Annotated in this window: 14 protein-coding genes and 2 pseudogenes; 6 read left to right on the forward strand and 10 right to left on the reverse strand. The window is 58.7% G+C overall.

Annotated elements, in window-relative coordinates:
• Positions 1 to 83: 83 nt before the first annotated feature.
• The 4 genes and pseudogenes from tnpA to BLT65_RS06425 all read left to right on the forward strand — a co-directional run.
• A complete protein-coding gene (tnpA, locus tag BLT65_RS06410) occupies positions 84 to 500 on the forward strand; it encodes an IS66-like element accessory protein TnpA (RefSeq protein ID WP_091776185.1) in 417 nt (138 codons plus the stop codon).
• Positions 497 to 844 carry an IS66 family insertion sequence element accessory protein TnpB gene (gene tnpB / locus BLT65_RS06415; RefSeq protein ID WP_091776188.1) on the forward strand — a complete coding sequence of 116 codons (348 nt, stop codon included), beginning with the start codon at positions 497 to 499 and terminating at the stop codon, positions 842 to 844. The genes tnpA and tnpB overlap by 4 nt, the downstream gene beginning before the upstream one ends.
• A gap of 29 nt (positions 845 to 873) precedes the next feature.
• Positions 874 to 2,466 (forward strand): IS66 family transposase, encoded by a 1,593-nt coding sequence (gene tnpC, locus BLT65_RS06420; RefSeq protein WP_091776191.1) that lies wholly within the window; start codon positions 874 to 876, stop codon positions 2,464 to 2,466.
• A gap of 43 nt (positions 2,467 to 2,509) precedes the next feature.
• A pseudogene (locus BLT65_RS06425) lies at positions 2,510 to 2,737 on the forward strand (H-NS family nucleoid-associated regulatory protein); the annotation flags it as partial.
• A 359-nt stretch (positions 2,738 to 3,096) separates the two neighbouring features.
• Here BLT65_RS06425 and BLT65_RS06430 read toward each other — a convergent pair.
• The 6 genes and pseudogenes from BLT65_RS06430 to BLT65_RS06455 form a co-directional block, all read right to left on the reverse strand.
• The gene (locus BLT65_RS06430) at positions 3,097 to 4,659 is read right to left on the reverse strand and encodes a methyl-accepting chemotaxis protein (RefSeq protein ID WP_167306455.1); all 1,563 of its coding nucleotides are present in this window, start codon (positions 4,657 to 4,659) and stop codon (positions 3,097 to 3,099) included.
• Positions 4,660 to 5,317: 658 nt separating this feature from the next.
• On the reverse strand, positions 5,318 to 5,674 hold the full coding sequence (locus BLT65_RS06435; RefSeq protein ID WP_143036486.1) for a hypothetical protein: 357 nt from the start codon (positions 5,672 to 5,674) through the stop codon (positions 5,318 to 5,320).
• 122 nt (positions 5,675 to 5,796) lie between these two features.
• Positions 5,797 to 6,195, reverse strand: coding sequence for a DUF4304 domain-containing protein (locus tag BLT65_RS06440; RefSeq protein WP_091776200.1), 399 nt, complete (start codon positions 6,193 to 6,195; stop codon positions 5,797 to 5,799).
• 187 nt (positions 6,196 to 6,382) lie between these two features.
• Entirely contained in the window at positions 6,383 to 6,685 is a 303-nt protein-coding gene (locus BLT65_RS06445) for a hypothetical protein (RefSeq protein ID WP_091776204.1), read from the reverse strand.
• A gap of 85 nt (positions 6,686 to 6,770) precedes the next feature.
• Positions 6,771 to 7,118, reverse strand: a complete 348-nt coding sequence (locus tag BLT65_RS06450) for an immunity protein Imm33 domain-containing protein (protein ID WP_091776207.1) — start codon at positions 7,116 to 7,118, stop codon at positions 6,771 to 6,773.
• A 478-nt stretch (positions 7,119 to 7,596) separates the two neighbouring features.
• Positions 7,597 to 7,992, reverse strand: a pseudogene (locus BLT65_RS06455) (transposase); the annotation flags it as partial.
• Positions 7,993 to 8,305: 313 nt separating this feature from the next.
• Between BLT65_RS06455 and BLT65_RS06460 the strand changes: the two are divergent.
• Complete coding sequence (locus BLT65_RS06460) at positions 8,306 to 9,706, forward strand: hypothetical protein (RefSeq protein ID WP_091776210.1); 1,401 nt, start codon at positions 8,306 to 8,308, stop codon at positions 9,704 to 9,706.
• A 148-nt stretch (positions 9,707 to 9,854) separates the two neighbouring features.
• Here the strand turns inward: BLT65_RS06460 and BLT65_RS06465 are convergent, their stop codons facing one another.
• The 4 genes from BLT65_RS06465 to BLT65_RS06480 form a co-directional block, all read right to left on the reverse strand.
• Positions 9,855 to 10,241: a hypothetical protein gene (locus BLT65_RS06465; RefSeq protein WP_091776213.1), complete on the reverse strand. Its 387-nt coding sequence runs from the start codon at positions 10,239 to 10,241 to the stop codon at positions 9,855 to 9,857.
• Between the two features lie 72 nt (positions 10,242 to 10,313).
• Positions 10,314 to 10,667, reverse strand: coding sequence for a hypothetical protein (locus BLT65_RS06470; RefSeq protein WP_091776216.1), 354 nt, complete (start codon positions 10,665 to 10,667; stop codon positions 10,314 to 10,316).
• Positions 10,668 to 10,887: 220 nt separating this feature from the next.
• Positions 10,888 to 13,749, reverse strand: a complete 2,862-nt coding sequence (locus BLT65_RS06475; protein WP_167306456.1) for a tetratricopeptide repeat protein — start codon at positions 13,747 to 13,749, stop codon at positions 10,888 to 10,890.
• A gap of 23 nt (positions 13,750 to 13,772) precedes the next feature.
• Complete coding sequence (locus BLT65_RS06480) at positions 13,773 to 15,083, reverse strand: tetratricopeptide repeat protein (protein WP_091776223.1); 1,311 nt, start codon at positions 15,081 to 15,083, stop codon at positions 13,773 to 13,775.
• A 424-nt stretch (positions 15,084 to 15,507) separates the two neighbouring features.
• Here BLT65_RS06480 and BLT65_RS06485 point away from each other — a divergent pair, with 424 nt between their 5' ends.
• Positions 15,508 to 16,941 carry an ABC-three component system protein gene (locus BLT65_RS06485; RefSeq protein ID WP_244186439.1) on the forward strand — a complete coding sequence of 478 codons (1,434 nt, stop codon included), beginning with the start codon at positions 15,508 to 15,510 and terminating at the stop codon, positions 16,939 to 16,941.

The following is a 16,941-nucleotide window of genomic DNA, read 5'->3' on the forward strand; positions in this document are numbered from 1 at the left end:
GTAAGCGTTGCCCCAGCACCGTCTAGACCAATGTTGCCAAAGTGGACACAGTAGGCCCCACCAAACGAGTGGTGGAGACTACTTTGTCACCTGAGATAGCAACAGCAGCGAGACGGACGCGTAAAGGTACTCCCAACCACCCCATCGAGTTTCGGCGTGAACTCGCGAAGCTGGCATGTGAACCGGGTGTCTCGGTCGCACGACTGGCTTTGGAACACGGGCTCAATACGAATCTTTTGTTCAAATGGCGCCGAGCCTATCAAGCCGGGCAGTATGAGCCGCCGACACTGCTGCCCGTAGAAGTGGTGCACGAGGAGCGCACAATTGAGAACGCGGCTGTATTGCCGGCTCAGTCGCAGAGCAAGGCCCATCCAGTCGTCGCTGGTGTGATTGAGGTAAGCGTAGGCGTCGCACGCGTGCGTATCGAGGGCACGCCCGACCCGGCCACGCTGCGTGTTGTGTTGCGTACGTTGCGTGCCGCTGCGGAGGCTGAAACGTGATTGGTCTTCCTGTCGGCACGCGTGTCTGGCTGGCTGCCGGCGTGACCGACATGCGGGCAGGATTCAACAGCCTCGCGGCCAAGGTGCAAACCGTGCTCGAACGGGATCCGTTCTGCGGGCACGTCTTCGTATTTCGTGGCAGACGCGGCGACCTGCTCAAAGTGCTGTGGTGGAGCGGCGATGGCATGTGCCTGCTGATGAAGCGACTCGAGAAGGGGCGCTTCGTCTGGCCACAAGCCGACGGTGGCGTTATTTGCCTGAGCCCTGCGCAACTATCAATGCTGCTGGAAGGCATCGACTGGCGGCAACCGACGAGAACGGCACGACCGACGTCGGCGTTGTAAACGTCGCTGCTCGCGCGTAAACTGCCTGCATGACGCGCGCGAATCCGCTTCCCGACGATGTCGAAACGCTGAAGGCCATGCTGCTCAGCCAGGAGGCGGCACTTCGCGAGCGCTACGCGCAAGTGCTCAAACTACAGGAAATGGTCGACTCGCAACAAGCCGCGCTGGCTTCGCGCGCAGCGGAAGTCGAACACCTGAAGCTGCTCATTGCCAAGCTGCGCCGTATGCAGTTCGGCCGCAAGTCGGAGAAGCTGGACCGCCAGATCGAGCAACTTGAGTTGCGTCTCGAAGAGCTTGAGACTGACGAAGGCGCGGCACCGGTGGAAATCCCGAAGACGCCTCGCACGGCCGTGGAACAGGCACCGCGCAAGCCACTGCCCGAACATCTGCCGCGTGAGATCCAGACACACTTGCCCGAATTCGCCGGAAAGTGCACGCAGTGTGGTGGCCTGATGAAGTCGCTGGGCGAAGACGTCGCTGAACAACTTGAGTACGTACCGGCAAGCTTCCGGGTCATCCGTCATGTGCGCCCGAAGTTTGCCTGCGTGTGTTGCGACCACATCTCTCAGGCACCTGCACCGAGCCGTCCCATCGAGCGTGGTCTCGCTGGCCCAGGGCTGCTGGCACACGTGCTGGTCTCGAAGTTTGCAGACCACTTGCCGCTTTACCGGCAGTCGATCATCTACGCGCGGGAAGGCGTCGAGCTTGATCGCTCGCTGCTTGCCAAGTGGGTCGGGCACGCGGCGACGCTGCTGCAGCCACTCGTTGAAACACTACGTCGTCACGTGATGTCGGCGACGAAACTGCACGCGGACGACACGCCGGTTCCCGTGCTTGCACCAGGCAATGGCAAGACGAAGACCGGTCGCTTGTGGGTGTACGTGCGTGATGATCGTGCATCGGCCGACATGACGCCGCCGGCAGTCTGGTTTGCCTACACGCCGGATCGAAAGGGCATCCATCCGCAACAGCATCTCGATGCATTCAACGGTACGCTGCAAGCCGACGCGTACGGTGGATACCAGGCTATCTACGAAACCGGGCGAGTTACAGAGGCAGCTTGCTGGGCGCATGCCCGACGACAGTTCTATGAGTTGCACGTAGCGCGCCCCAATGCGTTGAACACCGAAGCGCTCGAGCGTATCGGCGCGCTATACAGGATTGAGGAAACGATCCGGGGCAAACCGCCCGATGAGCGCCGGGCGTATCGCCAGGAACATGCGCGGCCGCTACTCGATCGCTTCCATGCATGGCTCACCATGACACTGGAAACGCTCTCGCGCAAATCGGATACGAGCCAGGCGATCCTCTATGCGATGAATCGGTGGGAAGCGCTCACACGCTATTGCGATGATGGCCAACTCGAGATTGACAATCTGCCAGTCGAGCGCGCGCTACGCGGAGTGGCCATCGGTAGGCGCAATTACCTGTTTGCCGGTGCCGATTCCGGGGGTGAGCGCGCCGCTGCCATCTACAGCCTCGTTGGCACCGCAAAACTCAACGGCATCGATCCTGAGGCCTATCTGCGCTACGTGCTCACGCGCATCGCCGACCACGCGATTAACCGCATCGACGAACTCACACCGTGGGCCGTCGCCGATCAGCTCCGCCGCCCAGCCTGACAATCACGCTCTCCAGTCAAGACGTTGCTGCTGCCACGCTTACCAAAAGGCTGCCCGATACCGAAGTGCGACCGGAGAAATATGGTCGGGAGAGGGGGAAATGCCTCAATGGCTCAAGCAGGCCGTCAGCGCGGGGCAATCACTGGAGCACTTCGCTGTCGAGCGCCCAGCGCTGGCGATGACCGAGTCGCGCCCGAAGGTAGATTGGAGTCAAGACCCGTTTGCTGGCGGCCCCCTCGCGGCCGTACAGTCGTCGCATCGCAACCTGTAGGCAGGTATGCCGTCAACTGTCGGCGCTCCAAGTAACGACAGTGTTTTGAATTGAGGAAGACTCGCCGAAATCACTGAGTCTGCCAATCTCGAAGCTGGATAGCCGCTTGAGAATCGCCAGTATCTGACGAATTCGATATAACCGCGTCGGTGCGTCGTCCGCTTTCGTGGCAATTTGAGAGTTCTGGGGATCCTATCAGGGTTGAAGTGCCACTGAACCTGGCCAGCCACCAACGACACTACATTTTGTTTCTGGCTGCTTGCACTGCCAATGCAACCGCGGTGCTACCGGTATATCTTGCACGAGAGAGCATACGTGACGGTGCGCTGCGTATCGTGCTGTCGCACTTCGCCATAGTGTCAAGACATAGACGCTATCTTGAATACGCTCACGAGGCTTTCGAGTTCCTGTGATTGGTGCCGCAGGCTTTCCGCTGCGGCGGCTGCCTCTTCAACGAGCGCTGCATTTTGCTGGGTGACCTGATCCATTTGCGCCACAGCCTGGTTGACCTGTTCAATTCCGGTTCCCTGTTCCAGACCTGCCGCGGCGATCTCGGCGATCATCCCTGCTACCTGCCTGACATTCGTGACGACTTCGCCAATCGTAGTCCCCGCGACTTCTACCTGCTGACCGCCCGACTCAACACGTGAAACCGAGTTCATGATCAGCACCTTGATATCTTTGGCGGCCGAAGCACTGCGCTGTGCAAGACTGCGCACTTCCGACGCGACGACGGCAAATCCACGTCCCTGATCCCCCGCCCTGGCCGCTTCAACCGCTGCATTCAGCGCGAGAATATTGGTTTGGAACGCAATTCCCTCGATAACTCCGATAATTTCGACGACCTTGCTCGACGATGTACTGATCTCATGCATCGTACCAATCACCTGCGACATGACATCACCACCCTTCGCTGCGACGTCAGAAGCCGATGAGGCCAGACGGTTCGCATGCGCCGCGCTATCCGAGTTATTCCGCACTGTTGTGGTCAGTTCTTCCATTGACGCGGCCGTCTGCTGAAGCGAAGCGGCTTGCTCCTCGGTGCGCGCGGAGAGGTCGAGATTGCCTGCCGCGATCTGGCGCGATGCGCTGGCGATTGCCTGTGTGCCGGTGCGCACGCGCCCGACGATCTGTGCAAGGTTATCCCGCATGGAGTTGATGGCGGCAAGTAGGCTCGATTCGTCGCCGGCGCGAGTCTGCACGGGGGTGGCAAGATCACCCCCAGCGATCCGCCTGGCAACCGCAACAGCGTACGCTGGCTCTCCCCCCAGTTCACGAACCAGATGGCGCACAATCAGTGTACCAAGAGCAGCCACGATCGCGAGTGTCAATCCGGCGGCAATCAGAATTGTCACGAGGACATGATTGACGATTCGTGCCGCGGTGTCGCTGCCCTGCTGCCCGAGCTGAACGTTATAGGCACGGTGAGCGATGATCGCGGCATTGAGCTTTTCCGCAGTCGGGAAAAGCTGGGTCTGTGCCTGGCTGAATGCAGCGGACGTATTCGTTCGTGAGAGGGCAAGCACGCTGTCACGCAGCGATTCGAAATTCGTTAGCAGTTCCCGATCTGCCGACAGCATCGACCGGTCCTTGTCGTCCGACGTTAAGGGTTCGTACCTTTTCAGCGCATCAATGATCCGCTCATGCTGCTCGCCTATCTTTTGCTCGATCCGCTTTTTCTCGGCGTCGCCAGTGGTCAACAACTGCTGATACACCAGTACGCGCATGGTGTCGAAGCCCGTCTGCGCTTCATCGAGAACAACCAGGCTGGGAACGGTATTCACGCTTGCATAGGTCGCCGCGTCGTAAACCTGTCTTATCTGGTAAAAAGCCATCGCAGTGATAAACGCAAGACCCACTGCGGCACTCACAACAAGAATGGTGAGTCGCTTCGCCACGGTAAGCCTATAAAACCAGTTCATGTCATACCTCATTCACGCGTCGTTGGTCTGCGATGTGTCACGCTGTCTGCAATCAGGCGTAACGCATATGGCTGCACCCGGCTATATCGGCAAACGGACTTGGCACTGAAGGCTGGGGTTTACACAGAGAGGCGCGATGCCTTACTCGCGCCGTCCCCAGACGCGAATGAGGGTGGAGACTCAACAATGGAGACTAAGATGAAGTCATGTTCCCTGAATCTTGTGTCAGGAAATCCCTAGCCGATCGAGACGTTGCTTGAAATGGGAACTCAGTTTCAAATTACCGATCCCAAAGCGGATTCTCGACAGCGGACTTGCGCCACATCCAAACCATCAGCACGGCCTTCTGCTCCTTCGATCGCATCAGCGGCTCGGGACGATGGCGAACCTCGCTGTCAGTATGATGCTGTTCGCATCTCCGTATTTCCAATGCCGATGTCTGCATTGTGGCGGGCTCGCATCTACGTCAGCGATGCGGCGGATTATGGACGATGGCGGCTTCGAACATTGGAATGGCAGCTTCCTGAATCAGCGAACTCACACTCCCGACCCGGAGCGGACGGTCGTCATTCCCGGTAGCGGCCCATTCGTGTGAGGAGCTTGAGCTTCCCGGCACTAACATTCTGGGGACCGCCAGAGACACGGCCGACCTTCGGAATTAGAGGCCCTTGCGTGCGAAATAATCCGACATCGTCACCAAATAAGCTCTTAACTGTTCTGGATCGCAGGGGAAGTCCTGTATCAAACTGAAATTCCCGTGTTTGCTAACGGCATAGGCCCATTTGATGCCCAAATGAGCGTTGTCGTCTAAGGCTATAGCCGGATTGGGAAAGAAAAACCAACAGTGTTCCGCCTCTACATAGTGCGTATGCAGAACGTCGAGACATTCGCTGCCAACTGCGTCGCCCGAGTGAAGGAGCGCTTGCTCCCTCGCAATTCCATGAGCTTGCTCAAGGTCGATTTCTTGTTTGACCACCATGGTTTCGTTGTACCAGCGTGCGGGTCGTGATCGCATTTGACACTCTCGATCGTAGACTATCTTGCTACTGCAGTCGAATGTCTCTTCCTGGCCGAGGGTCGCCCTCCCGGTACCCGCTAGCATGCGACCGAACAGTCGTGGCCGCCGCTAAGGCTAGGTTAATGGCTAGCCCACCAACGCTCGGCTTCGTCGATGTGAGTGCATAGCGAGTCGGCGACTGCCATCGGCAGAGTGCCGTCGTCGAATCTGAACCAATGGTCGATATTCGGTCCAGGCGACCCGAGTCTATGACGTTGACTTGGGTGTAAATCGTGCGCCGTAACCGTGTTCGCGGAAATGAATTTGCCCCAGTGGGTGGTGATACCCTCCGCGCCGCATTGAGACAATTCCACAACGAATCCTCCTCCGTGGCGATCGAACTGCACTGTCAACAAATCGACTCGATCATCTCGCTGGCGTCGAAAATGGGGCAAAGCACCTTTGAACCCTAGTTGGCGAAGCGCTGGAACAAAACGCGCTTTCAACGCGCGATTCATTTCGTCACGACTCATCGGCATACCCCGTCAAAATGAGGCGGCTAGGCTGCCGCCAGTTTCCCAACCTTGATTGTCAGCGATTCAGGAGATGATGTCGAACGGCTGAAATTGGCCGCACTTTGCCGCCCGCCGCTCCTGCGGTTGTTGCTTGACCGACCTGCGCCGCAGGCCGCCTCCGCGCTGAAGTGATGGGCGAAGGCCTTGCCGATCAAGAGATCGGACGCACAAATTCCAGCCCAAATCTCACGTTATAGGCAAGGAAACGGCCTTCGGGCGTTATGACGAGGCCAGTGATATTCTCCCACTGAAATTCGTCTAGACGCGAATCATCGTCTACGCCGAGGCTGACGGTCAAAGCCCCGTCCATCTCGGTTATGACCTTGTAGTCATAATTCACAACCGCCCCGAAACAAGTAATCTCGCCCTCGTCCACAACTAGCTTTGAGAGCGGATCGTCTGCCCCCATCCAGCGACCCTGCATTTGCGGTGGCAGTGGCTCGTCACGTCCCATTCGTTCCACTCTTATCTCTCATCCGTGAGTCCGGTAAATGGGTGTCGGCAATCTCTGCACCCCGTCGAATGTCTGCTCGTGGCCGCTACATGCCTTCAGTGACATCCTTCAGCAGTCCTCCATCGAACCAGACATCCTCATAGTTCGGCGCAAGCAATACACGCCACCCGGGCGGCAGTGCCAAGTAAGGGACAATGTTCGGACATCGCTGTACCAGGTGGGCGACATGAAGCGGCTGATAGAAGTCAGCGTCGGTTGAATACTCGCCACCGTAAATATACCAACCGCTGGTACCGTTTTCCGGCGACAGTCGAACTGCGTGAAGCGGCAGATTTTCAAGGGAACCAAGCGAAATCCCTACCTTCTGGCTCGCCTCGGGCGGCATGTATTCTGCGCCGAATCGCTGGCAAATGTTTTTTTGGTCGTCAGACATGGTCGGCGTAGGTCAACTATGACGGGCCATCAAACCACGAATTGTCGTCAATCTAGGCCCTCGTGTCGAGCGACCGCTTCTTTAATTGGGCGGTGATGTCAAGGGTCGATCTCCGATGGTTCTGTGTTGGAAACGTCGTTTGTGCGGGTCACGCTTCTTTCCGCAGTCGGCTCATCAATCGCGGCACGCTGCACGCATTGGTCGGACAGCCATGGAGAGCCGACCGCTTCTTTAATTGGGCGGTGATGTCAAGGGTCGATCTCCGATGGTTCTGTGTTGGAAACGTCGTTTGCGCGGGTCACGCTTCTTTCCGCAGTCGGCTCATCAATCGCGGCACGCTGCACGCATTGGTCGGACAGGCATGGAGAGCCTCGCTCTTGGGCGCGCTCGGGGCGCAGCAGTCAGTTGCGGCTTCTTCCAGACCATCGTCCACGCTTCGGACGCTCCCAGTGGGATCAGTGTTGGTAAGCGGTTTGCATCATGCCGTCGCCTCCATTGAGCCCCAGCGGAAGTCAGTTCCGTCGATCCACATCCTATGCAGAATGACGGCAAGTTTGCGCGCGACGGCAACAACGGCCCGGCGATGCCCACGACTCTTTTCCAGTCGCTTGCCCCAGGCCTTGAGCGTACACCACGAGGCGCTTCGGGAAACTAGCGCATGCGCGGCGGTGTAGAGCGCGCAGCGCACATCAGGGTCACCTGCCTTCGAGATTCGCCCCGGATTGTCCATTTCTCCGGACTGGTAGCGTCGTGGCGTCAACCCGAAATGGGCAGCGACCGTTCGTGAAGACTTGAAGCGGCTTGGATCATCAACTGCAGCCTTGAAGGTTAGCGCTGTAATGACGCCGACACCAGGTACGGTCATGAGGCGCTGGCGCCGGCCCACCCCTACGTCTAGGCTGACATGAGTTTCGTCGGCAGCAATCGGATCATCAGTAATCTGTCACCGTTTGGTGGACCGGTGTACCCGATCGTGGCTCGGATGTGTATCAATGACCGCTGCCCGACGCGACGACCTCCGCCTCAGTTTCAGGATGTCTTAGGTGGCGCCGACTGATTGCCGTAGCTCTAGTCTTTGACATCGACTCGGCCCGCTATCATAGCGGCAGCGGCATTGGCCAGGTACCCCTCGCGCAAGCAGGTCCACCCCGTAATGGAGAGCGCACCGAACGAACGGTGCCAGCCGAATGAAACCACTTCCGACACCGCTGTTTGATGTCTACGCGCTTTCGCTTCCCCGCGGCCACGGATTCGGAAACTGTCCACCGGTCGAAGCCTGGCAGACCGAGGACGGCCTCGCGTTCGGGGTCGTTACACGCGACGTCAATGACGGGAGCATCGGTGTGCTGGCCTTGCGGCGCCGGGAAGACGACGTTTGGTCAATAGTGTGTCGAGAACATGGGTTGGGGACTGTCACGGGTGCCGTGGCGCTGCTGAAATCCGCGATGAAGGAAGGAATGCCGCGAGAACCGATTCCGGCAGGCACCGCGCGGCGCCCGGCGCTTTGGGATCTGCAGAGGCGCAGTCCGGGTTCGATCTTCAACCTGCTCAGCCAGCCCTCGCATCACGTGGCAGCGTGGCTGATCAATCAAGTTTACCTCGCGCTCCCCAATCCGGATAAAAACTGGACAGGAGATTTCCAGACCAGCAACTTCCACACGCGTCTATGGGAAGCACACTTGCTTGCCTGCTTCCGGGAACAAGGAATTCTGGTGACTCAGCCTTGGCCTTCCCCGGACTTCCGAATAGAGAATCGCCATGGCGGTGTTGCCTGGGTAGAAGCGGTGACAACGAATCCTCCTACTCCGTATGATCACGCAAACGCGAAGCCGACAACTCCGCCGCGAGATCAGCATGAACGCTCATTTGGCCCGGCAGCCGTCCGGTTCGCAAAGACGCTGCGTAACAAACTCGAACGCCATTACGATCTTCTGGATCATGTTGCGGGGCAGCCATTCGCCATCGCGTTGGCAGATTTCCATGCGCCGGGTTCAATGGTCTGGAGCAGAGAAGCACTCATCGCCTATCTCTACGGCACCGGTGTCGACGTGACTGAACGCGATGGAAAGCGTGTCGCCACAGCCGCCGACATCAAGTATTTGCTCAGTGATCCGCCTATCCCTGCCGGCCTTTTTCGCACGGACGAAAATGCCGCATTGTCGGCCGTCATCTTCACCAACACGTGTTCGATTTCAAAATTCAACCGCGTCGGGATATCTGCCGGCGCACAGGCGAACGGCCTCCGCTACGTCCGGGTTGGTGAATTCTATGACCGAACACCGGGCGCTCTCAAAGGCATTCCGTTCTGTTTGGATATTATTAGCGAGAAATATAGGACACTTTGGCCGCACGGTTATGAGCCTTGGTCGGCCGATCTCGAGGTTTTCCATAATCCCCACGCCACGAATCCACTTCCCCGAACGTTATTACCCGAGGTAACGCACTGGTTCGACGCAGGCGGCGAAATCATCTGCGAGTCCCATTACGAAACGTCGATTCTGTGGTCCAGAACACTCATCCGGAACATGAGTGACCCGATTCCCACTCTGAGTGACTTTCTGGGGCAAGGTCCACCGGTGGCCAAGTAAGTGAGCCTGTCATCTAGCGATGAGCGATCCGGGGAGCGCTTGGCAATGCGCACGGGCACGAAACGGATGATCGTGATTGCACGAGGACTACGTGCAGTACTGCGCGAGGATCGCGATGGTTTGGTGACAGCAACGCCGTCGATCGTCTTCATAGCGGTTTGACTATAAACATGTAAGCGGTTTTTCTCCACTCCACGTAAACTACAGATTTCTTGGAAGAGATGATCCCGGAAGTAACAGGTTTGCCGTCCGGCACAGGGCTTATGAAAGCCTCGTATATATTTTTTGGATGAAGCATCAACGTGAACTGAAGACCTCCACCAAAGAAATCACCGATTTGATAGATAAGCTTTATATAGTCATCGTCCTCTCCGTCGGGAGAAAACGTAAAACGCTCCTGATGCAGCATCACATTACTGGTCCTGTCCAACACCGTGACATCGAATGAAATCTTGCGCGCGGGCTCTTCCGCATAGGACACCCCTCCAATAAACAGCAATACCCCAACTGCTGCTTTCAGTACGAACAACTTCATTTCTCTATTCCCACGTGATGTAGATGGATGGGCGACTGAAACAGCCAGCTGGAACCTAATTCGCGCTTCGGTTCAGAAAGTCGATTTGCTCTGATCGTCCTGCCAGCGAAGATACGCGTGAGTACCCATTGCGTCGAAATTCGGCATTTCGCCTGCCTTCACATGCTGAAAAAATCCAAACAATGCGCGATCGCATTCAATCCAGCATGAATATCCAAGGTCTTTCCAGTCCAGCGACCTGTCGTCGTTGCAGCGCCAAAGCATCTCTTTCGCAATTGCCTCACACCAAGTCAAAGCTTCTTCTTCCGACTCTGCCACGATGAAAATCCTAGCGGTCGATTCATAATCTACAATCACTCCGCGTTCGAATAGTTGGCGAGATTCAGGTTCGTGGTACAGAAAAGCGACGCGGTATTCGCGTGACATCTTGCAAGGGGCTTGTTCAAGGACTTCAAGTCGGAGGCCGTCACAATCGATTGTCGACGATCGCAGAAGATATGTCGACCGACCGCCTTTGGCGTTCCTCGCCTCAGTGAATTTCGCCGCATCATATGAGGCTGACGTCTACTCGGAATAGGCTACGGCTCCTTTATGCGAAGGCACGGCGAACCTACTCCGATCCGAGACGCGGCTATTCCTACCGCCCCTACTGCCTCTCCGTCGCGACACTGACTGCAGCAACCGTCTTCGCCAAGTTTTCCGTCAAAAGATCCGCGCGTTCCCGCTCGGTTTCCGTGAGCCCGGCACGAACTCGGGCCTCGACAATCTGGGCAGGCCGCACAAAACGTCGCCAACCCGGTTGTGCCGCAAAGGCGGTCTGCGCACGCCTGAGCCACGCGTCGCCGAGCGCCCTGTCCCGCGTTACGCCGTCGCCTCGCCAAAACAGAATGCCCATCTCCATCTGGGCGAAAGGCATTCCAGCTAGTGCCTTGTTCAACGCCGACAACGTGTCCCTGTCGACACGATCGACTGCTTGCATCGCAACCGCAGAGCCCGCCGAAGTCGAATCCCCAGTCTTTGTCGATGGATCGCCTTCGAGTGCTAGCCAGTATCGGACTCGTGCAATCGGCGCCACTGCCCCGTCGTCATCCTGCTCATGCAGCGCAAGTGCAATCGCCGCCTGGCGCGACCCAAGCGCAGCTGCTTTCCGATACCACTGAGCGGCGAGCGCGTCGTCGGGCGCGACGCCATTTCCGGTCTGATAGACCTTGGCGAGTTCATTTGCCGCATCTGCCGAGCCCGCGGCCGCAGCCTTCTCCAGCCAACGGCGGGCGATTTGCGGATTGCTTGCGACGCCTCGTCCATAGAGGTACGCTTCGCCCGTCAGTTCCATCGCACTTGCGCTGACCGCCGCCGCGCGGCTCGCCCACTCCAATGCTTCGCGGTCGTCGGACTCGCCGCCGAGCCCACTGAACAGATGCGAAGCCAGAGCGGACTGCGCGTCCACATTTCCGTGCGCTGCAGCCCGCCGATACCAGTACAGCGCCGCGCCGAAATCAACGGCGACACCGCGCCCCAGATCGTAGGAGTCTGCAAGCATCGACTCGTATGCCGCGTCACCCGTCGACGCGAGCCGCCATTGCCAGTACGCGCGCGTCGCCGCGGGCAGCGCCGGCTCAGTGGCGAAACCGGTCGCCAGTTGCCGCATGGCGAGCGTATCGCCTGCCCCGGCGGCCGCCGAGCACCAGCGCTGCGCCTTCGCCGCATCGGGAGCGACACCCGAGCCGGTCGCATAGACGAGGCACAGAACACGCTGGGAGACTCTGTCGTTCGACTCTGCTCCTCGCGTGAACCATTGCAGCGCGGTCGCCTGATCCGGCGCAGCGCCTTTGCCCTCCGCATACATGGTGCCCATCGCAGCATAGGCCGGACCGAACTGCTGCGCGACCGCCTTGATCAACCAGTCCTTTGCTGCGGATTGTTCCTCCGGTGACGGCCGTTTGAGCAGCAACATTGCCAAAGCGGTTTGCGCCTGGGCGTCACCGTGCATCGCTGCACGCTTCAGATACGATTCACCCAGCACCTCATCGCGCGGCACGCCATTGCCGTTGATGTACAGCATGGCGACGATGCGTTCGGCTTCCCTATCGCCGCCATCGGCTGCCTTGCGATACCAGTCGAACGCCGCCGCTTTGTTCGCTGGCGCGCCTTCCCCCGCAAACAACATCCCTCCCAACATCACTTGCGCCTGCGCGTTCCCGCGCTGTGCGCCAAGTTGGGCGAGCCGGTAAGCTCGTGCAAGATCACGCGGCTCGCCGAGCCCGGCGCGGGCCAGTGACGCGAGGTTATATGACGCAAGGCCGAGCCCCTGCTCCGACGCCCGCTCGTACCAGAGCCGCGCCTCTCCGATATCGCGGCGGGTGCCTTCACCAGCCTGCAGCATCGTGCCGAGATCGTTCTGTGCGACAGCGAGGCCCGCCTGCGCCGCACCGCGCATCCAGCCAATCGCGGCGTCGAAGTCGACAGGGCAACCCTGTCCCAGCCGGTATTGCACGGCCAACGCGAACTGGGCACTCGTGTCGCCATCGAGCGCGGCTGTGCGATGCCATTCAAGCGCCAATACATCGTTGCGTTTGACACCTGTGCCTTGCGCGTACAGATCGCCCGTGCGACGTTGAGCGTAGGCCAGACCACTGCGTGCCGCTTCCGTCATCAGCGAAAAGCCGCGCAGAGCATCCGGCGCAACACCGTTGCCTGACAGATAGAGTTCGGCAAGCATAGCCTTCGCCTCGCGCTGGTTCTGCGCCGCCGCTGCGGCTAGCCAGCCTGCGGCGCCACGCGCATCCGCGACGACGGCGTTGCCGCGCAGCAGTGCCATGCCGAGTTGAAATTGCGCGTCGGCGTCACCTTTCACCGCGCCCTGGATGAACCACGCGACGCTGCCCGCCTCGTCGCTCGGCACGCCGGGCTGGCCGACGAACAGCATCCGCCCGGCATTGGTCGCACCGTGCGGGTCGCCGTATTCAGCGGCAAGCACGAACAGGCGATACGCGGAGGCAAAGTCGACCGAGCCGCCTTCGCCGTTGTAGTCCATCAGACCAAGCGTTTCGGCGGCTCTGCCATCGCCGCCGTCCGCCGCGCGGCGAAGCCAGCTACGCGCTGCGCCCGGATCCTTCGGCACCCGGTAGCCGTCGCGATAAAGCGAGCCGATGAGCCGTTGGGCGTGCGCATCGCCCTCCGCTGCCGTTTGCGTGAGAATCGCCAGACCGGTGTCGTCGGGCGGTGCGGCATAGCCGAACAGGACCATCTGACCGTAGATCACGCGTGCGGCAGCATTTCCCCTAGCAGACTCAGCAGCGCACGTCTTGCGCAACTGCGCGGGGGTGCCGAGCGGTACCAGCGAAAACCCGTTGCCCTCTGTCATGAGCAGCAGGCAAGGCGAAGCGGTATCGTTCAACGACATGGCAGCCGATGCGCCGGCTACCCGAACCGCCGAACCCGCTGGCGCCGATGGCAGCGCCTGCGTAACAGCAGGGAAGCTCAGGCCAGCGACGAGCGCGAGTGACATCGATCGCGTAGCAGCCGCTACTGTCACACGGCGCCCCTTGTCACCAATCCCCATTCGTTGGTCCCATACGGTTGAAGATCGTTTATACGGCCAACGTAGGCCCGCGCCGCTGCGTCGTCATGCTTCACATAGCGTTCATAGGCGGCCGCCATGAACCAGGTTTCCGCAAGCGCGTTTTCGAGCATTTCCGGCACAGGAATCGTGACGGCCTGCGCATACACCATGTCGATCGGCACGCGCCCCTGCATATACAGCAACAACCAGCGACGATAGTTGCCAGGTATTGGCTGTGCGTTGCGACGGATGTAGTCGTCGAAATACGCGTTCGCCGGCGCCGAGCCGCCGCTGCGCACGCGTACATACAGGTATGTCGAGGCCAGATAGTCCTGGTCGAATGGCGCGGCGCCTTGCGCGTTATCAGCGAGCAACTCGATGCCCTTCGCCCAATCCTGCTTCAGGATGTACGCCCACGCGAGCGACACGGTCAACTCGTTATACCGCCCGTAGACAGCCTTTGCATCCGCCGCGCCCACCAGTTCGCCCTGCATCTTCGCAACGAGAGGAGTGGCTTGAGAGATAGCGTCGTCTAACCGGTTCAGTGCGACCAGCGTGGTGATTTTCGACTGCCTGAACGCGATGTCGTCTGGTGCCAGAGCAATAGCCTGGTCGATAGCCTTCAGCGCCTCCTGATGTCGATTGGAATTGTCGAGGTAGGCTGAAATGTCGCTGTAGGCCTTGGCTTTCTGCTGCTGGGTTGTCGCTGCCTTCAGAGACAGCTGCGCAGTGCTGAGCGCATGTGCTGACAGGTCGCGCAACGGGTTGTCGGAGCCAAACGGATGTCGGCGCTCGCTTGCGGGATCGATCTTCAGCGCGGCCAGTTTGGCCCGCGTCGTCTCGTCAATGGTCGGGTCGGTCGCCCAGCGCGCGAACGCCACATAATCCGCCCGTGCACCCTCTGCGTCCCCTACGGCCTCCCGTTCCGCCGCGCGCAGCCGGTAAGCCTCTGCGGACGCGCACTGGATCGTGATTCCCTGCGTAGCCGCATCGATCGCTTCTTGATGCCGTCCCAGTCCCCCAAGCGCCCGTCCCCGTGCCACGTAGTATGGTGTTCCGAGTATGTTGTTCAGATCCTGTTTCGGCTCGTGCGCGGCCCGGGTGCGATCGAGTGTGTCGAGCGCCTCTTTGTACCGAAGATTGGCCACATAAAGTTGCGCGAGCATTAGCAACTGCAAATCGGCCGGTGCCGGCGTCAGTGCGACGCCTGCCTCTTCCGCGTCCAATGCCGCGGCCGGTTGCTTCCGGATTGTTTCGACCACCGCGAGTTGCAGTAGCATGGCTGCCCGCATTTCGACGGTCAGGCTCTGCGACGCAAGACATTGTCTCGACAGGTCAACCGCTTCGTTGAATCTGCCTGCGCCCGTTGAAATCAAAACCCCACGGCAGGCAACCAGTACGTCGGGCGGCAAGCGAGACCATGCCTCTGCGGCCTTTGTGACGGGCGTGACGGCGCTCGCCCCTGACGCGGGCGGTGTAGGTTGGTGCGCACACGCACTCAGACCTAACACCGCGAAGGTGCAGAAGGCCCGGCTAACGATGTTCTTCATATTGTGTTCCGAATGGCGTGTTCGGCCATGGCAATGCAATGCTGCATGCATAGCCCTTCCTGGATGAACCAAGAATATTTATCGGCAAGTACGACGGAATTCTTGAGGAAAACCGTAAGTCCAGCTTGCGCGCCAGACTCGTATGGTTTTGCGTTTGGCCGAGTTCGATCTGTTGTTGGCACTCGAACTCTTATGGCGACTATCGCTTTACAAGCGGGAACAGACCGTCGACTCGACTCCGGAACGTGACCCAGTTCAGGCTTTTCTATTTGCCGATGGCAAGATCGTAAAATTACCCGATGGTACCAGGTCGGTAACCATCGTTTCTTGTATGATGTACCAAAATCAGTTAGGGATCTCTATTTGGGGAAACTCAATGGCAGCTTCAAGGGCGAAAGGCACATCCCGAACTAAGCGGAAAACTGAGGTTCCGGGGCAAGCATTGGGTTATAGCCTTCAATTTACGCGGCTCACCCATTTATTGCTTCAAGCACCAGAGGGGAGCTTTTGCAGCCTGGAGCTTCTCGATGACGTAGCTCAGGAGGATTGCGGTGGTTCAGTTAAGCTGATTCAGAGCAAAAGCGCGCTTACGGCCAATCCTGCCGCAGACCGCGCAAAGTCGTTATGGAAGACTCTTTCCAATTGGATCGAGCTAGCGGACACTCCTGGATTCGAGGTAGATAAAGCGATTTTCGAGCTCTACGTTTCGCGTCCGGTCGAGGGAGCGATCGTTGAAAGCTTCGCCAACGCGACTACCCAAGAAAGCGCCCGAACCGCCATCGCTCAAGCAAGAGATGCGTTGTGGGGAAGCCCGCCAAAGTTCGAACTAAAGGCAGGAGTCTCTGCGGAGATTTCTGCTTACGTCGAAAAGGTATTTACCGCCGATCAGAGTCTTTTGGAGCGACTCATCTGCAATTTTCAATTGACGCTAGGCAGTGGTAGTCCGCAGGCTGATCTTGAAGCGGTCGTTCGAAGCCACCCCGTTTCATCGTCTAAGGTCAATGACATCACCAATCACCTTTGCGGAGTGGTGAAGCGCCATGTTGATCTGTTACTGGAGGCCGGCAAACCCGCTGTCATCGCACGCAATGAGTTCTATGGCTGGTACACGTCTTACGTCCAAAAAATTGACCGACAGACAGTGCTTTTGAGTCGCGCTCCCGCGCCGTCGGAGGAAGTGTCGCGGGGATATCTTCCCGACAATTTCATCCAGCAGCTGGAGATCATCGGGCTGTCATTTGAAGAGATGCTCGGGGCTGCGAGCGATTACTTCATGGCCACTTTTGACCGGACTGATTGGGCTGCCAGGGGCGAAGTTGACGAGACATCCTTTGATGACCTAGATGACACCCTGAAGCGAGCATGGAGGAACAAACAGCGAAGCTGTGGATTGAATTACGGTAGCAGGTCCGAACAGCAACAAGGACAAGCACTGTACCTTGACTGCATGCAGTTCACTGCGCCTGTTCAAGCGATGTCCCCCCCGAGTCACTTCATCCCTGGTTGCTTCCACATACTGGCTGACGATTTGGTCGTCGGTTGGCACCCGAACTATGAAGCGCAATTGAAGCTCAAGAAGGTGGCGTGA

The sequence above is a fragment of the Paraburkholderia steynii genome (assembly GCF_900100565.1).
Classification (GTDB): Bacteria; Pseudomonadota; Gammaproteobacteria; order Burkholderiales; family Burkholderiaceae; genus Paraburkholderia; species Paraburkholderia terrae.